Source organism: Gimesia sp., from assembly GCF_040219335.1.
In the GTDB taxonomy this organism is placed as follows: Bacteria; Planctomycetota; Planctomycetia; order Planctomycetales; family Planctomycetaceae; genus Gimesia.
This window is the reverse complement of record NZ_JAVJSQ010000015.1, coordinates 198,476-218,758: the sequence shown is the minus strand read 5'-3', so window position 1 is coordinate 218,758 and position 20,283 is coordinate 198,476. Positions and strand designations below refer to the sequence as shown.

The following is a 20,283-nucleotide window of genomic DNA, read 5'->3' as shown; positions in this document are numbered from 1 at the left end:
TACCGACAGTCAGCAGGTATTGTAGCGTGTTTACGGTTACCAAAAAATAAACCGGGCACGTTCTGAATCAGTTTTCGCGTGGTTCAAATCGGCACGCTATTGCGATCTGCATCGGGAGACCAGTCGAACTGGTATGTTTCCCTCAGTTGCAGCCGGGTCAGATAAATGATCTGGTGCGAATGCCCGACAAAATGAGGCACCGTATGAGCAATGGCCCCCAGCACGGAGACGGAAAATCCCTGGATCGTCCGCGATTCCAGTAAGTCAGCAGCAGACAGCGTCTGGAAGACCGCACTCGCACGTTCTACGCTCTGTTCCAGCAAAGACAACAGTTCTTCGCGATTGTGGCTCGATTCGGCCTGAAACTCAGCCTCCCGCTGCCGCTCATCCTGGGCTCCAGTAATGCCAGCCACCGCCCATTGATTGAGATTCCCGGACAGATGCAGAATCAGGTTTCCGATGCTGTTGAGGCCCGGCTCCGGACGCCACCAGATCTGCTCCTGCTTCAACTGGCCCAGACAGTGACGGATTTTACGCAACGACTGCGCGAGCAGGTGCTGGAATTCGCGAATCGCTTCCCGGGCCAGATCGTCTGCCGAGGGTGACATACCCCTGCTCCCTTCCTGATCAGCGCCTTCCGCAGCGGGTTGACTCAACTCTAGGTCAGCCGCGGTCCCAGACCGTTTGCCAGATGGTTAATAATACCGGCAACAGCGCCCAGGTACTTATTCCCTTTTGAGCGTTCAATCTCGCAGGAGCTGGAAGAAGGTTTCAAAGCCCGATTCTTGGCCAGTTCACACATTCTGCTGAAGACATCGTCCTGCAGATCAAACAGCCGCGAGGAAATGAAGATATTTGAGGGATTGAAAATGTTGATCGCAGCCGCCACCCCGATTCCCAGGAACTCAATCGTACGGTCCAGTTCCGGAGTGATATCAAGCTCGCCCTGCTTCACGAGTTCTTTGATTGCATCAAAGTCGAGTTCTTTACCAACCCGCTTCGAAACATAATGAGTCAATGCCATATCGGTCGCGACGGTTTCCAGGCAGCCCTGGTTACCACAACCACAGACACGTCCTCCCTGGGGTTCGACGGTGATGTGAGCGATTTCTCCCGCCAGACCATGTTGACCATCCAGCAGCTGGCCGCCGGTAAAGGCACCCATACCGAAACCGGATGTCACGTCCAGGCTGATGAAGTCTTCCAGATCCTGGCCGGCACCGTAGGTTTTTTCAGAGAGACACAACGAGGTGGATTTCTGCACCAGAATACATTCCAGATTGGTCTTCGCGGCAATATCCACAGCCGGTGCCTGACCATCTACAATGTGCAGGTTGGACGCGAGGAAGATGCGACCATCATTGCTGTTAACCAGACCGGGCACGGTGATTCCCACACCCAGGGCAGGAATTTCTTCCTTCTTAACCAGGTCCATGATTTTCTGGGAAATGATATTAATCAGATCTTCATACGATGAAGGGGTTTTGAACTGATCGAGCTTTTCTTCGTGCAAAAAACCATCCAGACCGGAGGCCACGATCGAACAATAGTCCCAGTCCAGAACCACACCAATCACCTGGGCACTGAAGCGAGGTAACTGTAACAGCTTACCGGGACGCCCCACCGAAAATTCCGCTGTCTCACGTTCCTCAAGCAACCCCGCATCCAGCAGGGCACTTACCGCCTTGGAAACAGTAGGAGCACTGATTCCAGAACAACGCATGACATCAGCGCGAGTTAATGTTCCCTGGCTCTGGATAACTTCCAAAACCTTACGAACGTTCATTTTTCGTAACAAGCTCGGTCGGTGTGGGGATTGCATAGTCACTCTACGTATTAAGGAAGAAATGGAATGTACAACGACGGGTCGTCGAAATGAATCTAAATTTCACTCGGTAATCATTACTATAAGTGAGATCCGGCTCTGATCAGACTGGCGATTCTGGAGAGCACTTGATGCAGGGTTCTGAATCGTCCTGCCGCAGTAATTTTATATGATACGGAATCTTTTCGTAATTACAAACGCGAACCAAAAAGAAGGTATTCATTTTTTCATCTGCGGGTTTTTCGAAACAGAGTCTCAGATATGAAACTCAGGGAAGGGTCCCAAGTGTTGCAACTGAACAAACAGACCCGGCTGACCACATAGAAGACAACTCGGGCCTGCTTGAGTTGAAAACTACCACACATGATCAACCGGGTATTATTTGTGAACTAACGAGTTGCGCTCAACAACACTTGAAAAATTGAAGAAAGGTAAGTAATTCCACCAATTATCAGGTTAATTAACTATAGATGCAGTTTGAACTGAAGTGTGGAGGGATAACCATTAAAAGTGGATATCCAAGTCATATAACAAACCCACAATCGTTACGACCGGACCAGCCCCCCCGAATTCGTTACTGAAGCCGGAAAACGGCCCTGCGAAAGACAGCTTTCAGCCGCATTTCCTGAACCACGGATTTACTACGTCAACCACGGAACTTCAGTGGGACCTGATTTAGAAAACCGGCTGATTTCCGGGGCAGCCGCAAAATCAATAAAACGAATTCTGCAGCTGGCTTAGCCCCCGGATGAATGACCACAATCGCCTCACGATTCCGCGCTGACGGCACTCTCATTATAAAGATGCACATCCCGGCTGGGATAAGGAATCGTAAAGCCACGCTCATCGAAGCCGAGCTTGATCCGTTCCGTCAGATCCCAGCGGGTGGCCCAGTAGTCGGCATTTTTAACCCAGGGACGCACGACGAAATTGACACTGCTGTCAGCCAGTTCATTGACGGCAATCACCGGTGCAGGATCGGCCAGAACCCGATAATCCCCGTTCACGACTTCTTCCAGAAAGGCTTTGACCGCTTTGAGGTCATCGTCATAGCCACACCCGATCACCAGATCGATACGGCGATTCTCCTTGATGGAGAAGTTGCGAATGTTGCCAGACGTGATATGACTGTTGGGCACAACAATCGCAATGTTATCCCCGGTGCGCATCGATGTGGTAAAGATCTGAATCTCCTCGACCACACCCGCCGTCCCGGCCGCTTCAATGTAATCCCCCACCCGAAACGGCTTGAACAGGATCAGCATCACACCCGATGAAAAATTACTCAACGTTCCCTGGAAGGCCATCCCCACCGCAAAACCGGCTGCAGCCAGAACCGCCGCCAGAGAGGTCGTGTTAATCCCCAGTTCCGACAGCGCCGCCAGAACGACAATGACCAGCAGAATCGAGTAAACGATATTCGACAGAAACCGGGCCAGCGTTTCATCGACCTTCGCCTGCTTCATCAGACGATTACAGAACCGACTCAAAATGTTGGCAATCCATTTCCCCACCAGAAAGATCGCCAGCGCCACAACCACATTGATGGCAAACTGAGTCCCCTGGGTCGCCAGAAATGTTTTGACCGTATGCCAGAGTTCATTTGCCTTTGTCACAGGATCTTCGGAAACCGTCGACGTTTTCTGAGCCAGGATTGACCACATGCGCGGGCCCCTTGTTCAAGAGTGATAATAGAAATGAAGATGGAATTGGGTGTCCCGAACAGTCTGGGAACTTTAAAGAAATCCCGTACTGCTTCAGGTTGAACTGATTTTAGACAGTTTGCTGCAGGAGTCCAACTTTGATTTTCATTATTTTCGCCGCCCGATTCACACTGACAGCGTGGTTCGAAAATGCAATAATATCCTCACCACACTCGTTTCACTGAGGCGATTCCCTTCCGGAATCTTCTTCGATCTGAGTTCGTTTCGCCCTTTGCAGGAAGCAATTACGATGTCATCGCCGCGCCGTCACTCTTTCACATATCTCCTCTGCCTGGCTCTCCTGGGCCTCTCTGCAGGACAACCGCTTCGCGCTGCAGCAGCCGAAGAGGTGCTCGCGACCGTCAATGGCCAGACGGTGACCGAGGCTGACCTCTCATTTGCCCTGCTCTCACGTGGCATCACCGATGCACCGCCGGCTCTCCGTCAGCAACTGCTGGAGCAGCTGATCAATCAACGTCTGATCCAGGAATTTCTGAAAGCGCAGAAAATCGAAGTCCCGCCGAAACAGTTGGATGAAAGTGTCGTCAAAGTCGAGAACTTCATCCGCAAGAAAGGCGATAATCCCCAGCAGGTACTCACGAAAATGGGCTTCACTCCCGAAAAGCTCCGCGCTGCGATTGCCCTGCCGCTGGCCTGGAATCTCTATGCCCGACAGGAAATCACGCCGGAAAAAATGCAGGCCTATTTCAACGCTCATCGTGAAGAGCTGGATGGCACCCGCGTCGAAGCCAGTCAGATTCTTCTGAAACTTTCTTCTGTCGCGTCCCCAACTGAAATCGATCAAGCGAAACAGAAACTGCTGGATCTGCGGAAGCAGATCCAGTCCGGCAAGCTGAGCTTCGCCGAAGCCGCCGCCCGGCATTCGCAGGCCCCCAGCAAAACAGAGGGAGGCAAACTAGTCACCTCCGCGTATCGAGGAAAAATGCCGCTGGTCTTCACCAGCCAGGTCTTCCCTCTCAAAGAGGGTGAAATCAGCGAACCCTTCCAGTCCCCCTTTGGCATGCACCTCATCACGCTGAATAAGAAACACCCTGGCCAGTTCAGTCTGGAAGATGTGCGCGGCGAACTCTTTCAGACGCTCTCCCGCGAACTCTACGACCAGACGCTGCAGAAACTGCGGTCCACGGCTAAAATTGAATGGAAGACTGAGACAAAATCCTGATCCTGGCGCTCACCACTCGAACTCACTCACACTTGAAGTAACCCCCATGTCGAGTTTGCCCCCCATTGAATCGACTGTCACCACAGGCCAGCAACCCGGACCGCATCTGCTGATCCTCGGCGGCGTACACGGCGATGAATACGAACCCATGGCCGCCATTCGCAAACTGATCACGCTGCTCAAACCCGCAGAATTCAGCGGCAAAGTCACGCTCGTGCCGGTACTGAATCAACCCGCTTACGAACGCTGTCAGCGCTGTGGTCCGGATGAACTGGACCTGGCCCGCACCTTTCCCGGCACACCCGACGGTTCCATCACCGAACAGATAGCCCATCAGGCCACGCAGCTGATTCAGTCAGCCGATTATCTGATCGACCTGCACACGGGAGGCGTGATTTCTGACCTGGCCCCCTTCTCCGGCTACTGTCTGCACTCCGATCCAGCCATTCTGGAAACGCAACGTACGATGGCCCGCGCTTTCGGACTCCCCGTTGTCTGGGGCACAACCGCCACGCTGGAAGGACGCTCCCTGTCTGCCGCCCGCGACGCGAATGTGCCTGCGATCTACGCCGAATGGGGCGGTGGCAGCCAGTGCAACACCACCGCCGTCTCCGGTTATGCCACAGGCTGTCTACAAGTGATGTCTGCCCTCGGCATGCGGAACGAACCCGTTCCCGATCAGCCAATCCAGTACGAGATCGAAGACAACCGCGATCAGAGTGGCCACCTGCAACTGCATAACAGTGCCCCCGTGTCAGGCTTTTTTGAACCAGCGATCCAGTTAATGGATACCGTTCAGGCAGGAGACACACTGGGAACTATCTGCTCGCCGCTGGGAGATGAAGTCACCAGCATCAAAGCCAGTCAGACAGGCGTGGTTCTGGGAATCCGCACGCTCCCCTATGTGAAGCAGAACGAATGGCTGGTGGTAATCCTCGAAACCGATCACAGCGCCAGTTGAACCACTTCATTAGCGATTTGAAACCTCAGCCATCCAAACCAAAGACGTAAAGGAACTCGCCATGAACCCGCAACCGGTTGCCATGATCACAGGAGCCGCGGGAGGCATCGGCGGTGAGACCGCCGTCCGCTTCGCCGAACGGGGCTATGACTGCGTTCTGCTCGCCCTCCCCTCGGAAGACCTCAACCCCATCACCAAACGCATCGAGGACGCAGGCCGTCAATATATCATCTGCACCGGTGACCTCGCAGATCTGGAGTATGCAGAGTCTGCCGTCGAACAATGTATCTCCGCCTGGGGACGCATCGATGTCCTGGTCAATAATGCTGCCTGGCGGGAAATCACCACCATGCGGAAGATTGAACTCGCCAGCTGGGAACAGACCCTGCGCGTCTGCCTGACCGCCCCCGCGTTTCTCTCACGATGGTGTGCAGCGCACATGGAAGCCCGCGGACAGGGAGTGATTATCAACGTCTCCAGCATCCAGTCTCAGATGGCAGCCGGGATCAGCCCGGCTTACGTCGCAGCCAAAGGGGCCCTCGATTCGTTGACCTACGAACTGGCCACACTCTATGGGCCTGCAGGCATCCGGGTGCTCAGCGTCAATCCCGGCGCGATCGACACCGCGATGGGACAGGATATCGCCGTTGACCAGCAGGCCACCGCCACGAAAATCCGCCAGGCTTCCGAAGACATGATTCCTTTGAGACGCTGGGCACATCCGCGGGAAATCGCCCACAGCATTGTCATGCTGGCCGGAGAAGACGCCAGCTATCTCACCGGAACCTCCGTCACCATCGACGGCGGCTGGAAACAGCAGTGCTCCCCCTACTCGGTAAAACAGCTGCAGATCCCCGATCAGTTCCCGGAAGCTTAGCCAGAGCCATACGAATTATCCCAGCAGGCGGACGGCAATCCGCACGGCCCCCAGGCTCGGATCTTCAACGCACTCGATGGTCGCGGGAGCCAGTTGCTGCTCTGCCAGACGTTCGAGCAGAGAGACCCGGTAATCGCGTTGATGCAGCAAAATCCCACCGGTCAGCGCCAGCGCATACGCGTCTGCTTTGAAATGCAACCGTTGCGCCACCGCCAGTACCAGCTCAGACAGTTCCTGCGCGCCCTGATCCACAATCGAACGGGCCACCTCATCCTCATCCATAGCGGCTTCAAACACAAGACCTGACAGCCGGGCGATCCGACCGCGGTCTCCCGGGTCCTGGTAGAGATAACCGATCAGCTCTTCGGGAGCATTCAAATTCAAGGCCTTGAGAAAACGGGACTGCAGAACCGTCTCCGGCCCCCGTCCGTCAACCGCCCGCAGGATCGCCTTGATCGCCGCGATCGCCAGTTGATAGCCACTCCCTTCATCCCCCAACAGATATCCCCATCCCCCGGCGCGCGTCTGAGTACCGTCGGCCCCTTTCCCGAAAGCCAGCGAACCGGTTCCCGCAATCAATGCCACTCCGGTCCCTGCCGGAGTTCCCGCTGCCAATACCGTCTCGGCATCGGTGACCACGACCACTTCCTCTGCGATCCGGTTCTGCACCGCCCATTCCGTCCAGGCATGCTGCTCGGCTGGTCGTCCCGCTCCCGCCATGCCCATACAGAGTACAGACACCGTGTGCGGTTCTGCACCAGCAGACTGAAAGGCTAGCTCGACTGCCCGTTGCAATTCAACAGCAGCCGCATCCAGGCCCACCGCATTCAGATTAGAAGCTCCTGCCGTTCCGCGTCCAACAACGTGAAAGTCCTGTGCGTCAGTCACCACAGCCAGAGTTGCCGCGGTTTTGGTGCCACCACCGTCGATGCCCAGTACCAGTTGTCGGGACTGTAATCCGGTCATACCGTGAATTCCTCAGAGGGGATTTGCCCTGCCAGCGACGGACTCAACTTCACTCGGCTGCATCCAGTACCCGCCGCAGATGACCGCCCGCCTGCTTGAGCAGCTCCTCTGCACGTTCGGGAGACACATTCCGCTTCACGCTCACGATCGCCGTTTTCAACTCGCCATGGCAGGCTTCCAGTACCGTCTCGGCTTCGTCACGCGGAAGATCGGTAAACGCGATCAATATTCGAATGGAGCGGTCAATCAGTTTCTTGTTCGTGGCCCGCAGATCGACCATCAGATTGCCATACGTTTTACCAATCCGCACCATGGCCCCGGTCGTCAACATGTTCAACACCATTTTGGTTGCTGTCCCCGCCTTGAGACGCGTGGAACCGGTAACGACTTCCGGACCGACCACCGGACAGATGGTAAGATCGGCCACATCCGCCAGCTGATTCTCCTGGTTACAGGTAAACGCGATGGCAGCGGCCCCCTGCTCTCGCGCGTATTGCAAAGCGGCAATCACATACGGCGTCCGACCACTGGTGGCGATTCCAACCAGGACATCATCCTGACTGAGGCCCAGTTCCTGCAGATCGGCAATCGCGAACTCTGAATGATCTTCGGCCCCTTCGACGGCATTTGTCAGCGCAGTTCGCCCCCCCGCGATTAAGCCAACCACCTGTTCGGGGGGACTGTTAAACGTGGGTGGACACTCACTGGCATCCAATACACCCAGTCGCCCCGACGTCCCTGCGCCGATGTAAACCAGTCGACCTCCGCGTCGAAAAGACTCGGCAATCAGATCGACGGCAGCTGCAATCGTTTCCGATTCTTTGGCTACGGCTGCAGCCACGCCGGCATCTTCAGCATTCATCAGCTGCACGATTTCCAGACTGCTCATGGCATCAATCTTGTCGGATGCCGGGTTGCGTTGTTCGGTCGTTAAATGCTCTAACATCATCTTTTGCCTGTTCGAATTGGAAGCGGACAGCTACTATGATAACCGGGATTCTGAATCCCGAAAGGATGCACTTCGCCAAACTCCACTGGAATTGGAAATTGTGCCCCCTGAAGTTCCTGTCACGCGTTCTGCCAATCATCACACGTTCCAATATAACGGGTTGCACTGTGAACATCGCCATCGGAAATATCGATCTGATCATTCTGGGACTCTACCTGGCAGGCGTTGTCTGGTTCGGATCCTGGGTGGGCGGCAAACAGAAAGATCTGTCCGACTATCTGCTCGGTGGAAAAACGCTACCGTGGTGGGCCATCCTCGGCTCCATCGTGGCCACAGAGACCAGCACCGTCACCTTCCTGAGTGTCCCCGGCATCGCTTATCAGCCGGACGGTAACCTCCAGTTTCTGCAGCTTCCCCTGGGTTATATTGTGGGACGCTTCCTGGTGATCCTGTTTCTGCTTCCCCTCTATTTCCGGGGTGAAATCTTTTCCGCTTACGAAGTCTTCAAAAAACGGTTCGGCGGCAAAACCGAACGCCTGGCCTCGCTGACCTTTATCGTGATGCGTACCCTCGCAGATGGACTCCGCCTGTATCTGACCGCGCTCGTGCTGGAGAAAGTGGTCGGCATTCCGCTCTCTGCCTGCGTGGTTGTCATCGGCATCGGCACAATCATTTATACCTGTCTGGGGGGGATGAAATCGGTGGTCTGGAACGACTGCCTGCAATTCGTAATCTATATCGCCGGCGCGCTGTTCGCGTTCTATATCATTCTCGAGGCACTCCCCGGGGGATGGACCGACTATCAGCAGTTCGCCGTGGCGAATCACAAATGGACCATGTTCGATTTCCAGTGGGACCTCTCTCAGACTTATACGTTCTGGGCCGGTCTGGTCGGGGGCATGTTCCTCTCCATGGCCACCCATGGTGCCGACCAGTTGATGATCCAGCGGTACCTCGGTGCACGCAATCAGCGCGATGCGGCCCGGGCGCTCGGCTTCAGTGGCTTCGTGGTCTTCTTACAGTTCGCCCTGTTCCTGCTCCTCGGCATTGGTCTGGCGGCCTTCTACCAGAGTTTTCCGCCAGCCACGCCCTTCGAAAAGCCCGACGAAGTGTTCGCCACCTTCATCATTGACAACCTGCCCAAGGGGATTAAAGGGCTCACGCTGGCCGCCGTCTTCGCAGCCGCGATGTCGACCCTCTCCAGTTCCCTCAGCTCAACCACCAGTGCCCTGGTCAACGACTTTTACTTACCGCTGACCTCGAAGAAAAAACAGCAGTCCGAGCTGGTCGCCCTCAGTCGTGTCTTTACGGTTCTCTTCGGTCTCGCGCAGATCTTCGTGGGGATCGCCAGCCAGTCGATTGAAAGCAGCGTCGTCGGAAACGTACTGGCCATCGCCGGCATCTCAACGGGCCTGATCCTCGGGATCTTTTTCCTGGCCACGTTCAGTCAGCGGGCCTCGCAGGCTTCAGCCCTGCTCGGCTTTCTCGTCGGTCTGGCCACCGTGCTCTATGTCGCCTTCATCATCAAGGGCACCGTCGCCTGGCCCTGGTACACGCTCATCGGAGCCACGACCGTCTTCGTAGTGGGAATTGCCACCAGTCGCTTCTTCCCGGCGACTGAGCCTGCAGATTCAGAAACCACCGAGTAATTACTGACCGCGCCACAGAATCTGATCGGATATCTCCAGTTCAGCCTGGGCAGCCGCGATTTCACTTTTGAAACGCCGTGCATCAACCGGATAGCCTTTCGTCGGCTTGATGTCAGGCACATGTTCCGACCAGAACTGGTTGAACAGTTCCATCATCACTTCGCGGGTGTACTTGCAGACCATGGAGGAAACCGCGACCGGGAAATGCGCCTCGGCTTTGGTCTGGAAGCGAATCTCAGTGGACCCCACACGATAGATACTCCGTGCTGTCGACTCTTCCACACGGAAGATCATTTCGCCATCCAGGATCTCATCCAGATATTCATCGTAGCGATTCCGCCCGCCGTGCTTGTCTCCAATGATCAGCGTGGGTTCATCACTGTCCCGATCCCAGACGCGTGTCAGCAGTTGCATGCAGAGCCGCGTCAGCATCACCCCTTTGCTGCCATACTCTCTGCACAAATGATTGAACCGCTCGGGCAACACAATCTCCGAGCAGAGTGCCTTAAGCTGGATCCCCGCTGCGTCCAGTGCCGTCTGCAGCTTCTGTTGTGAGTCGCGCATCCCCTCGCTTTCAACGGCCGTGGGCAGTGCAAACCGGTCGTCTCCGTTCCACGGATGTTCTTGAATGGCGTCCAGATGCGCGGGAGAAGCGATCAGCAACCGCCAGAGTTTCCCCAGTGAATCCACCTGGTCGAAGCCATTGACCACCTGCAGGAAAGGAAAGATCGAACGTTCCAGCGGCCCCAGTCCCTTGGCAGACGAGTGGACTTCTTTGGAATCGGCGACGTGCAGCAATTCAGAATTACGGCGGGGACGACTGTTGGAAACGACAGATTCCAGTGCCGACCAGAAATCGAAGTCGCGCGGTTCCCCGGGGACTTCCCATAAACTGGCCGTAATCACAAGCGGTCCCAGGTTCGGACCATAGCCTGCTTCGTCCATGCCAATCAGGTAACCCATCGCCGCTCCATCTTCTCATTCAAAACTGTTCGCTCTGCTGACCAGCGGCAACTCAACCGCTGATCGTCCCATCGATTCTTAATCGACGTCATCATAAGCGAATCGAATGCTGCGTGAAACGCAGAGCGTCAGAGAAAAATGGCGACCGAGACGATTCCCGACTGCGCGTCTATTCAAACTTCATCAGCCCGAACGTATCGGGACGGGGAGACGTCGTCAGGGGATAATTCCAGCCTTCCAGACCGATGGCAGGCAGAATCCGCACGACCGAAAAGCCCCAGGTGCTGCGTTTGAGCTGTGTCTGTGGTACGAGTTCCTGCAATGGAATCGCGAACTCGGTCCGCCAGTGCCGCTTGTCTTTCTCGCGCGCCACGTACCAGCGGGGGTTCCAGCTCTGATCAATCCAGCAGCTGTCGCGCGTCCACCCGCGGTGATCGACTTCCAGCTGATAGTAAGTCGTGTAATCCCGATCGATATCAAATGCGAAAGCCAGGCGATCCTGCCGCTGCAGATCCGCATCGTAAGTCCGACCCGCATCGGGAGCCGCGGGATACTCCAGTTCATCTCTGACAGGAATACTGGCGGCCACATACAGGTAGTCCCGGTCATAAGACATCAGCACAAAGGGGCGATCCAGCGGGTTGGCGCCAATCGCCTCCGGGTCTCCCCCGTTCTCCGCAGGATTCGCGGAGAGGTGCAGTTCGTCTGCGGACTGCCAGCATTCATCGGACAACACGCCGTCCAGGATCGGTCGCGTCTTGGTGAATTTACAGAGATAGACCGGACGTGGCGGGGCACTGGCCGGATGCAGCAACCAGTTTTCCGCTTTGGCAATCTTCTTCCACGACTCGTTCGCCGCGGGGGTGTGGTAATTACGGAATATATCGTCGGCCTTGCCATGCGAACCGATCAGACGATACAGCGACGCCAGGGGAATCTGCACTTCCGGCGTCTCATAAAAAGCGGGCGCGTATTTCTGGAACCAGCGCACCGCCGCCAGGGCCTGCTTCTTCCAGTTCTCAGCAGTCTGGGTCCGCCAGTTCTCGGGCGCCCCTGTATTCAGCTGACCTACCTGCCGCACGGTCTCCAGCAATGAGTCCGTTGAAGGATCCGAAAACTGCGAAGCGTTCTGCACCTGATCGGTCACCTGTCCGGGTGAGTTAGTCGACCGACTGCGTTCCACGGGCACATTTTTATTTCTCTGCCAGGCGATCTCTTCACTCGACCAGAGCTGGAACAGCCAGAGCATCGCCCGCACGGCTTCCGGCTGACGCGGATACTGCTCGACCAGTTCCTGGCAGGTCGCTTCGGCCTTCTCCAGATCCTGGTGATCGATGTATTGCTGAGCCAGCTGCTCCAGCTGCAACGCTGCCTGTCGTTCAGACATGCCCTGCGTCATCGTTTTCAAATGTGATACCAGCTGTGCAGAATACTGGGGATCCGTAATCAGCTTCGCTGCAATCGCTTTCAGGTTCCGCTGACGTTCGGCCAGCTTCCGATTACGTTCTTCATCTTCGACGTTAATCTCTGACAGTTTTCGACGAGCCGCGGAACCCGGTGCGATACCAATCCCCGCAAACAGGCTCCCCCCCGAAATCACGGACGGTGCCCCTGCTCCCTCAACGGCGTCCACATCGATCTGCCGGTACACAAAGCGGCTCTCTTCACCGGTGACTTCCTTGCCCAGAATCTGTTTTCCGGACGAAGCCGCGGTCGCAGCCGTCAGGCCCAGACGTGCAAGATATTCGTCCGCCTCAACCGAGACATGTCCCGAGCTTCCCGGCGGCAAGCGCAGAAAGACCTTTTTAACCTTCCAGGGATTCAACCCCGCCTGCTCTCGGTGTTCCAGATATCGCGATCCATCGGCGGCATAACGGACTGCCTGCAGCATCGCATCTTTCATCAGGGTAGACGCCGCGTCTTTCCCCTGGGGCTGATCGATGATCAACACATCGGGCCGCCATGTACGCAGCTGCGACACAAAGCGACTCAGCGTGACCGCGGCCAGCCGACCTTCCGTATGTTTGTTCCATTCTGCAATCAGGCGATCTGCATTCTGTTCCAGCTCAGGAATATCGACGGGGAACCGCCAGTCCTGTCGTCCCACAGATGCACCGACACTGACAACCGCTTCGCCGAGTCGCAGATCGAGATCCTGAAATCGGGGCCCCTCCGGTCCGAGGTCACGACGGATCGGCAGCATGACCATGCTGCGATAACCCTGGTCGCCCGCATATTTACTCAGCATCTCAAACGAGATCTGTTCGGGCTGAGCATGCACACACATCAGTGCCACACGACGGGCATCCGCATGATTCGACTGCCACGTCATACCACCGTCGCTGGTTCGTAAGATGGTTCCCAGTGCCCCCACGGCATAGCCAGTCTGATCGTTAACGAAATCAATCGACGAAAGGGGGAGACTCTGTCCCGTCCACTGCTGATGCCAGGTCTGGCCTCCGTCTCTGGAATGCCAGATCACCGATCCCGGATCGCCGACGACCCAGATACGATCACCGCGGACTTCGACGGCTTTGAAGTCGGTAAAATCTTTTAAGGGATCGGGCAGCGCTCCCGCAGGCATTTCCCAGACCAGACCGCGATTGGTCGTTTTTCGTAACATGGCGCCATCGCCGGCCATCCAGCCCGGTGAAGTCAACGGAACATTGATGTTCTGAATACCGCGCAGCCCCTGCGGTGGAAAGCGTGGCGGCATGACGGCGCCGCCCCCGACCAGGGTCAGATGTCCCCGGTTGCCGGCCACGACTCCGGTCTCTTCATCGAAGAAAGCGGCACTGCGATAACCGTCCGCTTCGTGACCTGTGATATCCTGCCAGGTCTGGCCTCCATCCTCTGTTTTGAAAACACCGGTCGCATGCTGGACCGAAGTGTCTCCCACTACGACCCCTTGCTGCATACCGAAGAACCGCACGTAATGCAGGCGCGGTAATCGCTTCTGGATCAGCTCGGTCCAGGTCTTACCTCCGTCTTTGGTAAACAGCAGAACGCCCTGGTTCAAATGACCGTAAGGGGCCGTCCCCCCACCGGCGATCCAGCCGATCTGATCGGTGACAAAACAGATATGTCTCAGAGGACAATCCACGGGGCTCGACACAAACTGCCAGCTCTGTCCGCCGTCAATGGTCTTGCGAATCACGCCCCGATCGCCGACCGCCCAACCGGTTTTGGAACCCAGAAACTGCACCGCATGCAGATTGGCATCGTCGAGCAGAGGCGAACCTGCCGCCCCGGTTCCTGTGTCTGCCTGTAGCGAGACAGGCGAAGCCAACAGACAGAGCGCAAGCAGACTCTGCAGGAAGAGCACGCGCAGGGTGATATCAGTATTCCGGCGGTTGAAAATCAGCATCGGACATCCTTGTTCGAATCGATTCAGGGTGTCGGAAACAGCCAGACTTCCGTATTCCACGGAGAAACGCTGTTGCGACGGTCGAAAACGGGGCGTAGTTTACAAAAATGCAGATTATACGGGGAGGGTAGTTTGAACTCATTGGAGGTCCATTTTCGTAAAATCCCCGCATTTTCACCCCGAGATTGGCCTCCGCTTCCCTTGATGGTCCCACCCGGATTGTTATACTGGGAAATCCTCGACATTCAGACTGTTTTCAGGCACCTGTACAGGTAAATGAGAGCATCTGCAACCGAGCCCAAGTGGCGGAATTGGCAGACGCGCTAGCTTGAGGGGCTAGTGGGGGTAATCCCCGTGGAGGTTCGAGTCCTCTCTTGGGCACCTTGATATTAAAGGACTTACGACAATTTGTCGTGAGTCCTTTTTTCATGTCCTCTTGACGAATCACAAAAATGGGACAAAATTGGGACAGGGTTGGTATTGTGTTGCCACCTCTCTTAAATTTCACACCACAGTGAACAGCAGTAACTGAAACGCTGCTACACCAAACCGTCCCATAATTCCAAGAATCAGCTCAATGGCCAGTATCGAACAGCAAGAAAACGGAAACTGGATAATAAGGTTTCGATTTCCCGTAAACGGCAAAGTAAGAAAATTTAATCGTTCCCTGAAAACCCAAAGCGAAAAAACAGCACTCCAAAAACACGCCTTGATCGAGCAGACAATCGACATGATCAACACCGGGCGTATAGCACTTCCAGACGGAGCGACAGAAAAAAATGTTGCCACATTTATCCTTTCTGGCGGAAAGCTTACTGTTAGACCACAAGCTATCAAATCGGTACTTCTTGAAGACCTTTGGATGGAATATCGATCAGATTATTCCACCGGAAAAGAAGAAAATTCAGTTGCCACAGAGGAAACCCACAAGAAAAACCTTGTCAAAATCCTTGGCAATATATCGATCCAATCTATCACAACAGACATGCTCCAAAATTACGTTAATAAGAGGAGCCTTCAAAAAGGGATTCGAGGCAAAACAATTCAATCTGCCACAATCAAAAAAGAACTTCAAACATTCCGTGCACTGTGGACTACTGCTGAAAAGAAAGGCTATGTGAAAGGGTCTCACCCCACTGATGGAGTCGCTTTACCCAAGGCCAATGAAAACCCTCCGTTTAGGACTATAGAACAAATTGAACATCGAATTCAGTCCGGAGATTTGAACGAGCATCAAATTAAAGCGGAATGGTCTAATCTTTTTTTGCGTGAAAAGGAGATAATGGATCTTCTAGAGTTTGTTAAAAAAAATGCGATCAATGATTTCATTTACCCAGCCTTCGCATTTGCAGCTTACACTGGTGCAAGACGGTCAGAAATCATGAGATCCGAAATACATGACTTTGACTTCAAGCAAAAGAAAGTTACGATCCGCCAAAAAAAGAGAGAGACGGATAAAAATATGACCTTTAGAGAAGTTGTTCTTCACCCCACACTAGCACAAATTATGCGGAAGTGGTTCAAAAATCATCCGGGCAGTAAATACACGATCGTAACCCCACCATCAATGTCTCACCGGAGAATTAGATCTGACAAACCTCAACCACTATCAGCCGACCAAATGCAGGATCATTTTACCCGAACCCTCGAAGGCAGCGAATGGGAAATGCTCCGAGGGTGGCATGTTCTTCGACACTCTTTTGCATCTAATTGTGCGAGGCAAGGCCTTCGAGAAGCAGTAATTGATTCATGGATGGGGCATTCACCTGATAGCAAAATTAAAAAACGCTATCAACATTTATTCCCAGAAGACAATCAATCTGCAATGGAAAAACTATTCCAGTAGTTTTTCCATTAATCAGGCATGCCCTCATTTTGAATTTGCGTAATACTTTGATGCGGAATTCTCCAATCTCCAGATCGTGGATGTTTTTTTGCATCAGAAATTCGTCCTTTATTGCAAGCTTGGCGAATTGTCCAAGGAGCTAGTCCAACTTTTTCAGCAGCTTCTTTAACCGTATAAAATTCTTTCACGATGGATTGTTGGTGACTTCTCTGCAACAGACTTCGAACTTCAGTCAACTGCCTTTCGATAGAGTGAAGTCGCTCACCTTCTAGGCTTTGAGTTTTTATTTCTGCTGGACTTTCGTCTTTCGGTCTAGCCAATTCTTCAAACTCATGTTGTTCCTGCCTGCTTGCATTTAATTTAAACCACTCATCTACAGCAACCTCAGAATGTAGCGTGCTACCTTCTAGAATAACTTTAGGTAATCCCATTTGCAGGAGCTTTGAATATTGCTCTCCCGAAATCTCCCAGAACTCCATCAGTTTTTCTTGAGTGTAAAAGTTCCCCAAACCTTTCTCACCAGACTGCTTAGCAAACTCCAATGTTTGCCCCTGTGAGATAATATGATCACCAGACACTTCTTCTCCTCCCACGAAAGTTTTCGCAGAATCTGGAATGTGAAATAGCCCCTGAAAGGTCTTCCTGACATCTTCCACTTTTTGTCCCGCAATATTCGCATATTGCACATGAGCACCATGCATCACGCAACATTGTCCTACAGCAGACTCTGCTGCCGACAACACTTCATCATAATCTGGAAGTTCCCCTAACATCGCTTTCCTTTCATTAACGTAAGGCTATATGCGTACCTTTATCGCCATCGGCATGCTCTATTGGCACACATCTTGTTCAAAAGGGGAACAGTCTCCAGAGATTACTATTGACGAAGACAATTTCGCCAGTGGGAGACCTAAACTAAGCAGTCATACTTGATATTCACTTTTTTACAGCTTTTCCAAGCATCCCTTAAGATTATACAAACGAAAGGGAACGTCATAAACAAAAGATTTGAAAGAAATATTTTCAGATCTGAAGCGTCTGAGACGCACCTAAAGCCCCATACCCAACCTCAAACCTCCACCAAATAATCTCCCGCAGTGATCCATTTATCTGACTCATCGATCTTTTTAAAACTCAGGATCAGCTTCGGGGGATCGGAGTTCAATGCTTCAATGGGGACCATTCTGTAATCCCCGTTTCCGATGCCACTCTAAGAGACATCAAGCAACTCCAAAGATCAATTAATCGCTTCTAATTTCTTTTGTTCAACTTCATGAAATGAGCTTGTTATCATCTTAGACAAATCTAAAACTGTATATCGTTTTTTTGTCCCTTACATCCTCAAGCTTCTTCCGCATGCATTATCAATTCAGTTGTGGGATCGATCTCGGTATCAGCAATTAATATTTCTGGTAACTTTGACCCATTTGGTATGAAAGTAAATCGACTCCAACATTGATCATCAGAAATATCAGTCTCAAATATCAATTGATAATTGCCTCCCTCGATACTAACTACCTGCCCATCTGCAATTGAACTTATCTCGACCTTATTACCGTGCGGACATTTAAATGGTACTGTGATTACTCTAAGGCCATTAGGAGTTGGCATACTTTCTGATTTTCTGACTTCGACGACCATCGGCCCCGCTTCAATGAGCGTTTTAAATGAAACCGATTCTTCACGCCAACTAAAACCTTGAAGTACATGCTGGTCAGCCCAGTCATTAAAGGGATTCTCTAACCCACTATTGAACACAGCAATTTGAGAATATGATACATCGACAATAAATTTTTCCATTTAACCTATTACCTCGATTAGACTCTTCATGCCAACTGCTTTACTTCCCAGAGGCTGCTGCCATCATTGAGTCTCATCTTCATCGTTGGGCACAGTGTACCACCTTTGATGAGACGTACAGCCACTTGTATGTAGTCTGATGTTTTATCAGAACTCACAAGCTGTACTATGATTTCAGTTTTTGGCTGCGTCATTGGATTAGATAAAAAACATCTGATTTGATTATGAAAGTAGGTGTTTTCTTGTCATCTGGCGTTTGACATCCTCATGTTAGAACGTCGCTATCACTTCGATCAGATTTGAAGATGATTCAAGCTCGCTGTGCTCTTAAGTATCTGACTTGTTTTTGCCATCAACAGCCACCATTATACATGTGAACAAGCAAATGAGAGATAACTTTATCTACACCAGTTCGCCAAATTAATTCATTACAGATCATCAATTCACAGGACCTCATGATGCCCCCATCTGACTCCGATAAGATCAGAGTAAAATGTTCGTGCGGCAAAACAGTAATTGCATCACAAAAACATATTGGTCGGCGAGTAAAATGCCCGAATTGCGAAGTCCCGATCACAATTAAAAATTCCGCTATGGAGCTTTCTGAAAGTCATAGTCCTCAACAAGACAGCCTGCCTAATAAGGATATAACTCCGTCTTCCATTAAACGAAAAGCCCCAATATTTATCTGCACTGTCAGCGGGGGGGTAATTTTACTTTTGGGAGTAATCGTATTTGTTTTTATGTCGCCCGGAAAAGAAAGTGAAAGCAAAACACAAAATCAGATTGCCGAGAGAGATAATTCTGGTTCTCAAAACAAACAACAGGCGGAACCAAGTTCTGTAGCCAGAAATACTAGTTCGTCAGATACAAATACAGTAATTACTCCAGCTCTATCTAAACCAGAGTCTCCTGTCCGAGGGTATTTAGCCGCTCGTACATGGCAAGAACGTTTACCCTATGTCATGAATGCTGATGATGTACGCCCTAAAATGGCACAAGTATATCGTGATTTACCTACTTTTAATTCAGATGAATTTTTGCCCGGTACAATTTTGTCTGTTAGTGACCCGCTCGTACCAGTGGGAAAGAGTTGTATTGTTACAGTTGATATCAGCAAATCATCACAAGATCTCCCACGAATATCATACGTAGTCACCCACTCGAAAGAAGGTTTTAAAGTCGATTGGGAAGAGAGCCAAAAACGTGTAGAGATCGATATCAAAGAGGCTAATGAAGCCAAATGGCGGAAAATAAAACCGGAATTAGACATCGAGATTTTAAGGTGGAAGCAGGAGTCATCGTATGCATCAATAGAATTCAGACTGACAAATAAATCAACCGCTCTACTACCTTATGTTGCAGTTGACATGTCTATCGAAAACGATAAGGGAGAGTATCTTGGCACTGCCTACACTAATGAAACAAATGTCCGTTCCGGGGGAACAATAGTAAAAAAAATAACTTTTAATAATGTACAAACTGGAGAGATCGCTTCTTGGAAAATGAATATAAAAGAAGTAACTGTTGATTTAGGAGACGGTCAAAGAATAGATCTCACACAATTCTTCAAGATGAATGAAAACCTTGCTAATTCAACAAAAGGTTACCAACCTAAGCTAGAATCATGCCTAAATGGTCACTGGCAACATTCCAATTCCCATTACTTCTTCTCGTCTGAGAAGCCAGAGGCAATCTTCTCAGACGAGAATGGAACAATTCTGAAATATGGATACAAAGTCGTAGAACGTAATTATTCAACTGGTGAGTTCAAAGTTCGTTTGTTTCCTAAAGAGGGTTTGCCATATCAATGCACCTTTGCACTCAAAGCCCCCCAAAAAGTGACTTTTCAGATCACGCATAGAGCATTTAAATCACTACCATCACTACAGGTAATGGAAGAAATCAATAAGCCGTTGGAAGAATGGTCCTACGTAAACAAGCAGGAATCACCCTAGAAAATACCACCACTCAGAATAACCTAGAAGACACAACATGACCGGACGCATCTACCTTCTAAATGACAAAATCAAACCTGATGGCAAGACAAGAGAGCGGAACGTATAGTCGAAGCTGCTGAGGTGCCTTTCAGGTTATAGAGAATATTCATAATCTTACATCAACAATAATAATTCAAGAAACCTACCAATTAAGCAGCAATTCCGATCTTATGTCGAGCCACCAAAGAAACCCA

15 protein-coding genes and 1 tRNA gene are annotated in these 20,283 nt (G+C 51.9%); 7 read left to right on the top strand and 9 right to left on the bottom strand.

Features of this window, described 5'->3' with window-relative positions; all coding sequences use genetic code 11:
• Window positions 1–83: 83 nt before the first annotated feature.
• The 3 genes from RID21_RS13625 to RID21_RS13615 form a co-directional block, all read right to left on the bottom strand.
• Complete coding sequence (locus RID21_RS13625) at window positions 84–608, bottom strand: DUF1572 family protein (protein ID WP_350189682.1); 525 nt, start codon at window positions 606–608, stop codon at window positions 84–86.
• A 50-nt stretch (window positions 609–658) separates the two neighbouring features.
• Window positions 659–1,786 carry an ROK family transcriptional regulator gene (locus RID21_RS13620; RefSeq protein WP_197993772.1) on the bottom strand — a complete coding sequence of 376 codons (1,128 nt, stop codon included), beginning with the start codon at window positions 1,784–1,786 and terminating at the stop codon, window positions 659–661.
• Window positions 1,787–2,592: 806 nt separating this feature from the next.
• The gene (locus tag RID21_RS13615) at window positions 2,593–3,489 is read right to left on the bottom strand and encodes a mechanosensitive ion channel family protein (RefSeq protein WP_350189680.1); all 897 of its coding nucleotides are present in this window, start codon (window positions 3,487–3,489) and stop codon (window positions 2,593–2,595) included.
• 289 nt (window positions 3,490–3,778) lie between these two features.
• Between RID21_RS13615 and RID21_RS13610 the strand changes: the two genes are divergently transcribed.
• The 3 genes from RID21_RS13610 (at window position 3,779) to RID21_RS13600 (ending at window position 6,549) form a co-directional block, all read left to right on the top strand.
• Complete coding sequence (locus RID21_RS13610; protein WP_350189678.1) at window positions 3,779–4,711, top strand: peptidylprolyl isomerase; 933 nt, start codon at window positions 3,779–3,781, stop codon at window positions 4,709–4,711.
• A gap of 46 nt (window positions 4,712–4,757) precedes the next feature.
• Complete coding sequence (locus RID21_RS13605) at window positions 4,758–5,672, top strand: succinylglutamate desuccinylase/aspartoacylase family protein (RefSeq protein ID WP_350189676.1); 915 nt, start codon at window positions 4,758–4,760, stop codon at window positions 5,670–5,672.
• Window positions 5,673–5,733: 61 nt separating this feature from the next.
• Complete coding sequence (locus tag RID21_RS13600) at window positions 5,734–6,549, top strand: SDR family NAD(P)-dependent oxidoreductase (protein WP_350189674.1); 816 nt, start codon at window positions 5,734–5,736, stop codon at window positions 6,547–6,549.
• Between the two features lie 15 nt (window positions 6,550–6,564).
• Here RID21_RS13600 and RID21_RS13595 read toward each other — a convergent pair whose 3' ends face one another.
• Both RID21_RS13595 and murQ read right to left on the bottom strand, forming a co-directional pair.
• Window positions 6,565–7,515, bottom strand: coding sequence for an N-acetylglucosamine kinase (locus RID21_RS13595; protein WP_350189672.1), 951 nt, complete (start codon window positions 7,513–7,515; stop codon window positions 6,565–6,567).
• Window positions 7,516–7,564: 49 nt separating this feature from the next.
• A complete protein-coding gene (gene murQ / locus RID21_RS13590) occupies window positions 7,565–8,464 on the bottom strand; it encodes an N-acetylmuramic acid 6-phosphate etherase (RefSeq protein ID WP_350189670.1) in 900 nt (299 codons plus the stop codon).
• Between the two features lie 167 nt (window positions 8,465–8,631).
• On the opposite strand from murQ, the gene RID21_RS13585 reads away from it, so the two are divergent.
• Entirely contained in the window at window positions 8,632–10,113 is a 1,482-nt protein-coding gene (locus tag RID21_RS13585) for a sodium:solute symporter (RefSeq protein ID WP_350189668.1), read from the top strand.
• Here the strand turns inward: RID21_RS13585 and RID21_RS13580 are convergent, their stop codons facing one another.
• Window positions 10,114–11,076 (bottom strand): ribonuclease H family protein, encoded by a 963-nt coding sequence (locus RID21_RS13580; RefSeq protein ID WP_350189666.1) that lies wholly within the window; start codon window positions 11,074–11,076, stop codon window positions 10,114–10,116.
• A gap of 169 nt (window positions 11,077–11,245) precedes the next feature.
• A complete protein-coding gene (locus RID21_RS13575) occupies window positions 11,246–14,443 on the bottom strand; it encodes a YCF48-related protein (protein ID WP_350189664.1) in 3,198 nt (1,065 codons plus the stop codon).
• 296 nt (window positions 14,444–14,739) lie between these two features.
• Between RID21_RS13575 and RID21_RS13570 the strand changes: the two genes are divergently transcribed.
• A tRNA-Leu gene (locus RID21_RS13570) sits at window positions 14,740–14,824 on the top strand.
• A gap of 196 nt (window positions 14,825–15,020) precedes the next feature.
• Window positions 15,021–16,289, top strand: a complete 1,269-nt coding sequence (locus RID21_RS13565; RefSeq protein ID WP_350189662.1) for a tyrosine-type recombinase/integrase — start codon at window positions 15,021–15,023, stop codon at window positions 16,287–16,289.
• A gap of 8 nt (window positions 16,290–16,297) precedes the next feature.
• On the opposite strand, the gene RID21_RS13560 is transcribed toward RID21_RS13565, so the two are convergent.
• Entirely contained in the window at window positions 16,298–17,062 is a 765-nt protein-coding gene (locus RID21_RS13560) for a helix-turn-helix domain-containing protein (protein ID WP_350189660.1), read from the bottom strand.
• A gap of 568 nt (window positions 17,063–17,630) precedes the next feature.
• Window positions 17,631–18,089, bottom strand: a complete 459-nt coding sequence (gene comJ / locus RID21_RS13555; RefSeq protein WP_145103129.1) for a competence protein ComJ — start codon at window positions 18,087–18,089, stop codon at window positions 17,631–17,633.
• 593 nt (window positions 18,090–18,682) lie between these two features.
• Here comJ and RID21_RS13550 point away from each other — a divergent pair.
• Window positions 18,683–20,047, top strand: a complete 1,365-nt coding sequence (locus RID21_RS13550) for a hypothetical protein (protein ID WP_350189658.1) — start codon at window positions 18,683–18,685, stop codon at window positions 20,045–20,047.
• Window positions 20,048–20,283 lie beyond the last annotated feature (236 nt).

Excerpts from the sequence above, each read along its gene's own strand:
- RID21_RS13565 (WP_350189662.1), top strand. The coding sequence starts at position 15,021 with ATGGCCAGTATCGAACAGCAAGAAAACGGAAACTGGATAATAAGGTTT.
- RID21_RS13575 (WP_350189664.1), bottom strand. The coding sequence starts at position 14,443 with ATGCTGATTTTCAACCGCCGGAATACTGATATCACCCTGCGCGTGCTC.
- RID21_RS13615 (WP_350189680.1), bottom strand. The coding sequence starts at position 3,489 with ATGTGGTCAATCCTGGCTCAGAAAACGTCGACGGTTTCCGAAGATCCT.
- RID21_RS13580 (WP_350189666.1), bottom strand. The coding sequence starts at position 11,076 with ATGGGTTACCTGATTGGCATGGACGAAGCAGGCTATGGTCCGAACCTG.
- RID21_RS13610 (WP_350189678.1), top strand. The coding sequence starts at position 3,779 with ATGTCATCGCCGCGCCGTCACTCTTTCACATATCTCCTCTGCCTGGCT.
- RID21_RS13560 (WP_350189660.1), bottom strand. The coding sequence starts at position 17,062 with ATGTTAGGGGAACTTCCAGATTATGATGAAGTGTTGTCGGCAGCAGAG.
- RID21_RS13620 (WP_197993772.1), bottom strand. The coding sequence starts at position 1,786 with ATGAACGTTCGTAAGGTTTTGGAAGTTATCCAGAGCCAGGGAACATTA.
- RID21_RS13605 (WP_350189676.1), top strand. The coding sequence starts at position 4,758 with ATGTCGAGTTTGCCCCCCATTGAATCGACTGTCACCACAGGCCAGCAA.
- RID21_RS13600 (WP_350189674.1), top strand. The coding sequence starts at position 5,734 with ATGAACCCGCAACCGGTTGCCATGATCACAGGAGCCGCGGGAGGCATC.
- RID21_RS13625 (WP_350189682.1), bottom strand. The coding sequence starts at position 608 with ATGTCACCCTCGGCAGACGATCTGGCCCGGGAAGCGATTCGCGAATTC.
- RID21_RS13595 (WP_350189672.1), bottom strand. The coding sequence starts at position 7,515 with ATGACCGGATTACAGTCCCGACAACTGGTACTGGGCATCGACGGTGGT.
- RID21_RS13550 (WP_350189658.1), top strand. The coding sequence starts at position 18,683 with ATGGAGCTTTCTGAAAGTCATAGTCCTCAACAAGACAGCCTGCCTAAT.
- comJ (WP_145103129.1), bottom strand. The coding sequence starts at position 18,089 with ATGGAAAAATTTATTGTCGATGTATCATATTCTCAAATTGCTGTGTTC.
- murQ (WP_350189670.1), bottom strand. The coding sequence starts at position 8,464 with ATGATGTTAGAGCATTTAACGACCGAACAACGCAACCCGGCATCCGAC.